Source organism: Microcoleus sp. AT9b-C3 (assembly GCF_036705485.1).
In the GTDB taxonomy this organism is placed as follows: Bacteria; Cyanobacteriota; Cyanobacteriia; order Cyanobacteriales; family Microcoleaceae; genus Microcoleus.
The window spans coordinates 99,515-106,788 of the sequence record NZ_JAUBUR010000026.1 but is presented as its reverse complement, the minus strand read 5'-3'; the positions used below and the strand labels follow the sequence as shown (position 1 = coordinate 106,788).

At 46.0% G+C, this 7,274-nt stretch carries 9 protein-coding genes; 6 read left to right on the top strand and 3 right to left on the bottom strand.

Annotated features, from left to right (window positions below; genetic code table 11):
• Positions 1-126 precede the first annotated feature (126 nt).
• Positions 127-711, top strand: coding sequence for an endonuclease dU (locus QUB77_RS21875; RefSeq protein ID WP_333176788.1), 585 nt, complete (start codon positions 127-129; stop codon positions 709-711).
• Positions 712-902: 191 nt separating this feature from the next.
• Here the strand turns inward: QUB77_RS21875 and QUB77_RS21870 are convergent, their stop codons facing one another.
• Positions 903-2,105 (bottom strand): hypothetical protein, encoded by a 1,203-nt coding sequence (locus QUB77_RS21870; protein ID WP_333176791.1) that lies wholly within the window; start codon positions 2,103-2,105, stop codon positions 903-905.
• A 48-nt stretch (positions 2,106-2,153) separates the two neighbouring features.
• Positions 2,154-2,360, bottom strand: a complete 207-nt coding sequence (locus tag QUB77_RS21865; protein WP_333176793.1) for a hypothetical protein — start codon at positions 2,358-2,360, stop codon at positions 2,154-2,156.
• Between the two features lie 578 nt (positions 2,361-2,938).
• Between QUB77_RS21865 and apcA the strand changes: the two genes are divergently transcribed.
• The 3 genes from apcA to QUB77_RS21850 all read left to right on the top strand — a co-directional run bounded on the left by apcA (position 2,939) and on the right by QUB77_RS21850 (position 4,612).
• Entirely contained in the window at positions 2,939-3,424 is a 486-nt protein-coding gene (apcA, locus tag QUB77_RS21860) for an allophycocyanin subunit alpha (RefSeq protein WP_333176795.1), read from the top strand.
• Positions 3,425-3,600: 176 nt separating this feature from the next.
• On the top strand, positions 3,601-4,086 hold the full coding sequence (apcB, locus tag QUB77_RS21855) for an allophycocyanin subunit beta (protein WP_006634930.1): 486 nt from the start codon (positions 3,601-3,603) through the stop codon (positions 4,084-4,086).
• A gap of 322 nt (positions 4,087-4,408) precedes the next feature.
• Positions 4,409-4,612, top strand: coding sequence for a phycobilisome linker polypeptide (locus QUB77_RS21850; RefSeq protein ID WP_006634929.1), 204 nt, complete (start codon positions 4,409-4,411; stop codon positions 4,610-4,612).
• A 110-nt stretch (positions 4,613-4,722) separates the two neighbouring features.
• Here QUB77_RS21850 and QUB77_RS21845 read toward each other — a convergent pair whose 3' ends face one another.
• A complete protein-coding gene (locus QUB77_RS21845) occupies positions 4,723-5,145 on the bottom strand; it encodes an EamA family transporter (RefSeq protein WP_333176798.1) in 423 nt (140 codons plus the stop codon).
• A 36-nt stretch (positions 5,146-5,181) separates the two neighbouring features.
• Between QUB77_RS21845 and QUB77_RS21840 the strand changes: the two genes are divergently transcribed.
• Together QUB77_RS21840 and QUB77_RS21835 are read left to right on the top strand one after the other, a co-directional pair.
• Entirely contained in the window at positions 5,182-6,402 is a 1,221-nt protein-coding gene (locus QUB77_RS21840; RefSeq protein WP_333176800.1) for an FtsW/RodA/SpoVE family cell cycle protein, read from the top strand.
• A 439-nt stretch (positions 6,403-6,841) separates the two neighbouring features.
• On the top strand, positions 6,842-7,274 hold a 433-nt coding region (locus QUB77_RS21835), incomplete at its 3' end, for a tetratricopeptide repeat protein (RefSeq protein WP_333176802.1).

Here is a 7,274-nt window from a genome sequence, read left to right as displayed (position 1 = left end):
ACTAACGAACATACATTTGATTTCCCCAAAATACGTCAATATAGTTACACACAGAAAATCATTTAGGATTGCTATATGTAAAATACAAGGTAATCTCAAAAACTTTAGTTTAGGGAACTCCACAAGTTGAAACTGGCAGATTTGCTCAGGCTCGATCGCACAATTAAGGTTATTGGCTTTGACGACGCTCCATTTTCTCGTACAAGCGGCAGTCTGGTGTCGATCGCAGGCATAGTCTGCGGGGGAACTCGATTTGAAGGAATGGTATGGGGACAAGTCCTCCCCGACGGATTAGATGCCACAGATGCTATTTCTGGGCTACTAATCGGAGGCAAATTTTTGCCACAATTGCATCTGGTTTTGCTAGACGGAATTGCTTTCGGCGGCTTCAATATTATTGACCTTCCCCAGTTAGCATCGCGCCTGCAAATTCCTTGCGTTGCTGTCATGCGCCGCCAACCAGATTTAGCTGCTGTTGAAAAAGCCCTCGGTCATTTACCAGACTCGGAATACCGTTTAGAATTGTTGCGCCGCGCTGGTAAAATTCACGCTTTTGAACCTTTCTTTTTTCAAGTTTGCGGCGAAAAACCCGAAGTAATTGCGCTGGTTCTGCAGCGTTTGACAGACACTGGAAAAGTTCCTGAAGCTTTGCGTTTAGCTCATTTGATTGGTGCGGCGGTAATTAATGGAGTTAGCAGCAGTTCTGCTTGAATTATTGTTAAGAACGGGCAAGATGCCCGTTCCACAAAGAGTAATTTTTTTTGTGGGTTGGCCGGAGATCCTGTTAAGAACGGGCAAGATGCCCGTTCCACAAAGAGTAATTTTTTTTGTGGGTTGGCATCCTGCCCGCCCATGAAAGACTTATTGACAATGGTGCAATATCTCAGTTTCTAGTCTCTTACTTAGACTATCTCGCCCTCTAATTCACCGAATTCGATTTGAGTTCCCAACGCCAAAGTCAGGGTACTTTCAGGTTCTACCATTTTTATATCACCTTGAATGTCGGTAGCCCACCAAGCGCGATCGCACAAATTGGTCAATCCTAACGAAAGCTCGTTTCTCGATCGAGAAGTGACTATAGCTACAAGACCGTTAGATGCTGCGGCTGTTAAACTCGGTATGTCAGAGGTAAATAGTTGAGTTCCCGCACTCAGAGGAATAACTCGACTGCCTAATTTCAGAGATAATTGGCTGCTGGTAAAAGAATTTACTGCGGGCCGATCTGATATAAAGGTAGGCGGAATATTTGCTGGTGTTGGGGCTGGCAAGTCAGAGTTTCCTACTGTAATTGTACAGTTGCCGATTTTCTTTTGGTCGCCCGATCGCAAATAACTCACCGCCCCGCTATCAACATTCTCGCAAACAATTTGACCGGCTTCCAATTGAAAGCGCATAGCCAAGGGCGAAACATTAGGAATGCAGATAATAGACAAATTTTCATCACTGCCAAAAGTGATCGGTTCCGAACCCAGAGTGAGAGTGCGATTTGCTCCGGTATCGTAACTAATTACCAGCCAAGCTTTGTTGAACAAAGTTTCGGCTACAACTAGCATAATTCCAATCCAAAAACCGATCGCAGCACAGCCAGCTAAACGGCCGGCAGTACCGGATAGATTGTAAGCAAACAGAATAAACAAACAGCCCCCCAAAACTCCTCCAACACCGCCACCTCCCGTGCCGCGAAGCGCTCCCAAATTAGGAATCCTCTGTGCAAGTCCCAATCCTAACAAACTGCCAGCTATTCCCCAGCAAATTACTCGTAATAATTCGTTGTTTCCGTCGCCAATTCCGCTGTAAATACCTTCGGCGATCGCCCCAGAAATTGCTCCTGCTATTAAACCAAACAATCCGCCATTTTTTAAAGCCTGTTTAATTTGAGGCTTGCCTTTGATATAGTAATAATAGCCGAACATGATAGCAGTAGCAATGCCACCGCCTACCAATCCAAACCAGCGACCTGTAGACAATACACTATCAAAAAAAGATTCCGAACCAGGGAGTCGCTGCATGAAAGGTTCGGTGATGAGATTGCCGACGAAACCGCCGACAGCACCGCTAATTCCAAACTGCAAAGCTTTTTTAAGGGCTGATAGATTTCTTTTCACGGCGCACCAGATTAAAAGTGAGAGTCGATCGATTTTAGATTTTGGATTTTAGATTTTAGATTTATTCCACAGATGAGTCTGGGAGCTTAAACTTTGGTCTAAAATTTTGGGTTGCTGGCGACGAGTGTCGGCCAGCCAGTATCCGTTTTTGGACGAGAGCCAAATTTTAGCTACAAGCTCGAAAGTCACGATTTCCGATCGCACATCTCCCCGCACATCTCCCCGCTGTCTCTCCCCTGTCTCCCTTGTCTCCATCTCAGGGCCAAGTCTTTGAGCCTCGCGCCGTCGCCCGCCACAAATCCCCCTCTCCGGGTTTCAATGGCTGTAACCCTTGCTGCCCGATAATTTTAGCAATTTTTTAACTGTGAAATTTTAACTTATAAGACCCAAGCGAGGGCCCAAATATGAAAAGGAATGTTACAAACTATTACAGTAACACTCAGAATGTGAACATAATGCCTCAAAATACTTGCGAGAGGTAGTTGTGTCAGAGAAGCAATATCCTTACTAACTGCCCGACAGTCACTCGATCGCCACTAAGTGGCCTGCTGCAATCTCGATCGTAAATTAAAGATCGCATCAGTCATTTATGGTATTGTAAGCGACAGGCTTAGTGCGAGCACTCACAACCGCACCGGCGTGAAGAACCAGCGCCGTTAAGCACCGAAGGCAGTCACCCACCAACAACTTCAACAGTTGCTGAGTGTGGAAAGTCCAGCCTTCCGCGTCAAAGCTCCTGCCTGAGCAGGAAAGATACGGGACGCAAGCGCCCGACTTCGCTAGCTCAGCGCAAAGCAGTTCATATAGCAAAATATCCAGCGGGTACACACAAGATGAGTATCGTCACCAAATCAATCGTCAACGCAGACGCCGAAGCTCGCTACTTGAGCCCAGGTGAATTAGATCGGATCAAGAGCTTTGTCACCTCTGGTGAACGCCGCGTCCGCATCGCCCAAATTTTGAGCGAATCCCGCGAACGCATCGTCAAGCAAGCAGGCGACCAACTTTTCCAAAAGCGCCCTGATGTTGTTTCTCCCGGCGGCAACGCTTACGGCGAAGAAATGACCGCAACTTGCTTGCGCGACCTCGACTACTACCTGCGTTTGATCACCTACGGAATCGTAGCTGGCGACATTACTCCGATCGAAGAAATCGGTATTGTCGGCGTCCGCGAAATGTACAAATCTCTCGGCACCCCGATTGAAGCCGTCGCCGAAGGCGTTCGCGCTATGAAAAATGCAGCAAGTTCGCTGCTGTCTGGAGAAGATGCTTCCGAAGCTTCCTCCTACTTCGACTACGTTATCGGTGCGATGCAGTAAGGAATTTCGATTTTAGGTTTTCGATTTTAGATTGAAAAATTGGGGGTTGCCGGCAACAAGTTAAAAGCTTTTGCACATAACCAGCCACTTAAAAATCTTCAATCCCAAATCCCAAATTCCAAATTCTAGCTCCAAAATTGGACTGACTCAGCCACTTTCTAGGAAACAAGACAACCATGCAAGACGCAATTACCGCCGTTATCAATTCCTCTGACGTTCAAGGTAAGTACCTGGACATCAGCGCTCTAGACAAGCTCAAGAACTACTTTGCTTCTGGCGAACTGCGCGTCCGCGCCGCTACAGCCATCAGCGCCAATGCAGCCACAATCGTCAAAGAAGCAGTTGCTAAGTCTCTGTTGTACTCTGACGTAACTCGTCCCGGCGGCAATATGTACACCACTCGCCGTTATGCAGCTTGCATCCGCGACTTGGACTACTACCTCCGCTACGCCACCTACGCTATGCTAGCTGGCGACCCTTCCATCCTCGATGAGCGCGTGCTCAACGGTTTGAAAGAAACCTACAACTCCTTGGGCGTGCCCATCGGTTCTACCGTACAAGCAATCCAAGCAATGAAAGAAGTCACCGCCGGTTTGGTCGGTTCTGACGCTGGTAAAGAAATGGGCGTCTATTTCGACTACATCTGCTCTGGCTTGAGCTAAGACTCAGGAAGAAGGAAGAAGGAAAAAGGAAGTTCGGCAACGGATTCTGTAACGGATGTAACAGATTTCAGTCCGATGGAAGTCGGAAGAAGGAAGAAGATTTATTTCTTGCCTCTTTTAACTTTTAACTTTTTACTTTGGACTTGTTACCTTTGGCTTTGAAAAGAGGTCAGGGAAGTTGAGAGTGATTGCTAGACCGTCAAAGGCTTGTCGAGAAAGCCCGACGAGTTTTAACGAGCTAGTTTTGACTCCTAACTCCCTGCCTTCAATCTTTAAAAAATCCATCTAATAATCTGTAAACCTACTCAGGAGTTAGTTTCCCATGAGAATGTTTAAGGTGACTGCTTGCGTCCCCAGTCAAACTCGCATCCGCACTCAGCGCGAATTGCAAAATACCTATTTTACTAAGCTCGTTCCTTACGACAACTGGTTCCGGGAACAGCAAAGAATTATGAAAATGGGCGGCAGAATTATTAAAGTGCAACTGGCTACCGGTAAGCCCGGAGCTAATACAGGCCTGCTTTAAGAGCCGAAGCTGGATTAGTAGAGGGGTAAGAGGTCGCGATGACCTCTTTTTTGTTGTTATAGTAGGAGAAATAATGTCCAGCGTTGTTAATCTAATCATTGACAAATATTTCAATAAGCAGAAAGTATCACTGCGATTATCGCTAACAAAACAGCAAGCATTTGTGGTAATGTAATAGCCTCTTTCAAGAATAAAGACGATAATAATATAGTAATCAGCGGGTAGATAGAAGTAACACTCACTACATTGGCAACTTCACCTTTGCCAAGGGCTATAAAAAATACTAATGATGCCACCGTGCCACAAACGCCAACTAGCATAGCAAACAAAATTCCCCTAACATCTCCCTCAAAACTAAAATTATTAGTTTGGATAATAATAAATAAAGTAGTTAAAATAGCGCCAATTGCTTCATAAACAAAAGCCGTTTTATAGTCAATATATTTAGTGGCTAAATTGCCAAAAAATCCCCACAAACCATATAACAGCGAGCAGATTAATGCGTAAATTAACCAATCTGGTACTTTAGCCATATTTGTTAGAGTTTATTGAGATCATTCTAAAATCCTATGGCTAATGACATTCGACGCTTGATTCCTTTTTTTGACCCCAGCGCGTCTCAATGGGCCGCTGAGGCCCGGTGGCTGAGGTGGCTGACTTTTCTGTGGCTGTTTGTCGGGCTCACAGCATTGTTTTCGGCTTCCTATCCCATTGCAAATTATGAATTTGGAGACGGCCTTTATTATTTTAAACGACAGCTAATCGCAGTGGCGATCGGGCTGGCCGGTTTTAACTTGATAGTGTACTCCCCACTGCGCTACATCATGAAAACATCTCAGTTAGGCGTTTTATTGCTGCTGGGATTGCTCTGGTTGACCTTAGTTCCGGGAGTGGGAACCACAATCAACGGGGCGACTCGCTGGATATCTCTGGGCCCGGTTCCGATTATTCAACCTTCGGAGTTGATTAAGCCGTTTTTTGTTCTCCAAAGCGCCCGGATTTTCGGCAACTGGTCCCGGTTGACAAATAAAGTTCGCTTAACTTGGCTGTTAATTTTCGGTGCAATGCTGTTGGGAATTTTGTTGCAGCCGAATTTAAGTACCACGGCTTTGTGCGGGATGACTTTGTGGTTGGTGGCTTTGGCTGCGGGCTTGCCTTACTTGCAGTTGGGCGCCACGGCTATGGGGGGAATGCTTTTAGCGGTTTTAAGTATTAGTTTGAGGGAATATCAGCGTCGCCGGATTATGTCTTTTCTCAATCCTTGGGCTGACCCGATGCAAGACGGCTATCAGTTGATTCAAAGTCTCCTGGCTGTGGGTTCTGGGGGCATTTGGGGTGTGGGTTTGGGGATGTCGCAGCAAAAGTTATTTTATCTGCCGATTCAGTACAGCGATTTTATTTTTGCTGTGTTTGCTGAGGAGTTTGGTTTGGTGGGAGGTTTCTCGCTGTTGCTGATGTTAGCGGCTTACTCTACTGTGGCTTTGAGGGTAGCGATGAAGGCTCGAAATAGTGAGAGTCAGTTGGTGGCGATTGGGGTGATGGTGGTGATGGTGGGACAGTCGCTGCTGAATATTGGGGTGGCGACGGGGGTTTTGCCGACTACGGGTTTGCCGCTGCCGTTTTTTAGTTACGGGGGTTCTTCGATGTTGGCGAGTTTGTTGTTGTCGGGTTTGCTGATTCGGGTGGCGAGGGAGAGTTCTGAGGCTGATGTGGTTTCTTTGGATGGACGCAGAGGGAAGCCGGAAAAGCCGAATTTACGATCGAACAACGCAACTGCACAAACGGAATAATTTGTCAAGTTATTTCCTAAACTCGCGGATAACTAGAAACCGGGTTGTTTAACCAAAATATTTGCTTAAAACCTTCAATAAAAGTCAAACAACCCGGTTTCTTTACCTTCTGCTGCGGTATCATTCCGAGCGATCGACTATTTCCGCCCGTCACCCTTATTTGGCGGTTCTTCTTGTTGTTCTTGAGGTTTAGCTGTGATGTTAGCTAATTCTTTTTTGTCTGGTTGCGGTGTTTCTGGAGTTGAGTTAGCCATTGAGTTTTTACCTAAATAGATGCACCGCTTAATTATATCTTTTCCAACTGCAAATGTATTGCTGTAGATAGCGGGAGGAAAATCAAGACAGACAATTCTGATGGAGTGGCATTTGAGCTTTAATAAGTGTTAGCAATATTTTGATGTGTCAAGCGGATACTCAAACCAGAGGCGACTCAAAAGTTATGAAACTGCAAAAAATAGGATGGTCGGGACTGATCTCAATCTTAGCGGCGCTGACTATAGGTGAGTTTCGATTTATCCCTAACTCTCAATTTAAAATCATCAATTCTCAGGCCTTGGCTCAAACGCAAGCTGAGCGGAAAGCCGAAGCAGACCGACTGTTAGACCAAGGGATTGAGCAGTATCAGATTAGTCAATTTCAAGCTGCATTGCAGTCTTGGCAACAGGCACTAATAATTTATCGAGAAATTAAAGACCGCCAAAGCGAGGGGAAAGCTCTGGGAAATCTGGGAAATGCTTACTTTGCCCTCGGCGACTACGCCAAAGCGATCGAGTACCTTCAGCAGGACTTGGCGATCGCGCGAGAAATAAAAGACCGCCAAAGCGAGGGGATATCTCTGGGAAATCTGGGAAATGCTTACTTTTCCCTCGGCG

What these genes read in the sequence shown, in the direction of transcription:
- QUB77_RS21865 (WP_333176793.1), bottom strand. Translation starts at nt 2,360, where the DNA reads ATGGAGACAAGGGAGACAGGGGAGAGACAGCGGGGAGATGTGCGGGGA.
- apcA (WP_333176795.1), top strand. Translation starts at nt 2,939, where the DNA reads ATGAGTATCGTCACCAAATCAATCGTCAACGCAGACGCCGAAGCTCGC.
- apcB (WP_006634930.1), top strand. Translation starts at nt 3,601, where the DNA reads ATGCAAGACGCAATTACCGCCGTTATCAATTCCTCTGACGTTCAAGGT.
- QUB77_RS21850 (WP_006634929.1), top strand. Translation starts at nt 4,409, where the DNA reads ATGAGAATGTTTAAGGTGACTGCTTGCGTCCCCAGTCAAACTCGCATC.
- QUB77_RS21845 (WP_333176798.1), bottom strand. Translation starts at nt 5,145, where the DNA reads ATGGCTAAAGTACCAGATTGGTTAATTTACGCATTAATCTGCTCGCTG.
- QUB77_RS21840 (WP_333176800.1), top strand. Translation starts at nt 5,182, where the DNA reads ATGGCTAATGACATTCGACGCTTGATTCCTTTTTTTGACCCCAGCGCG.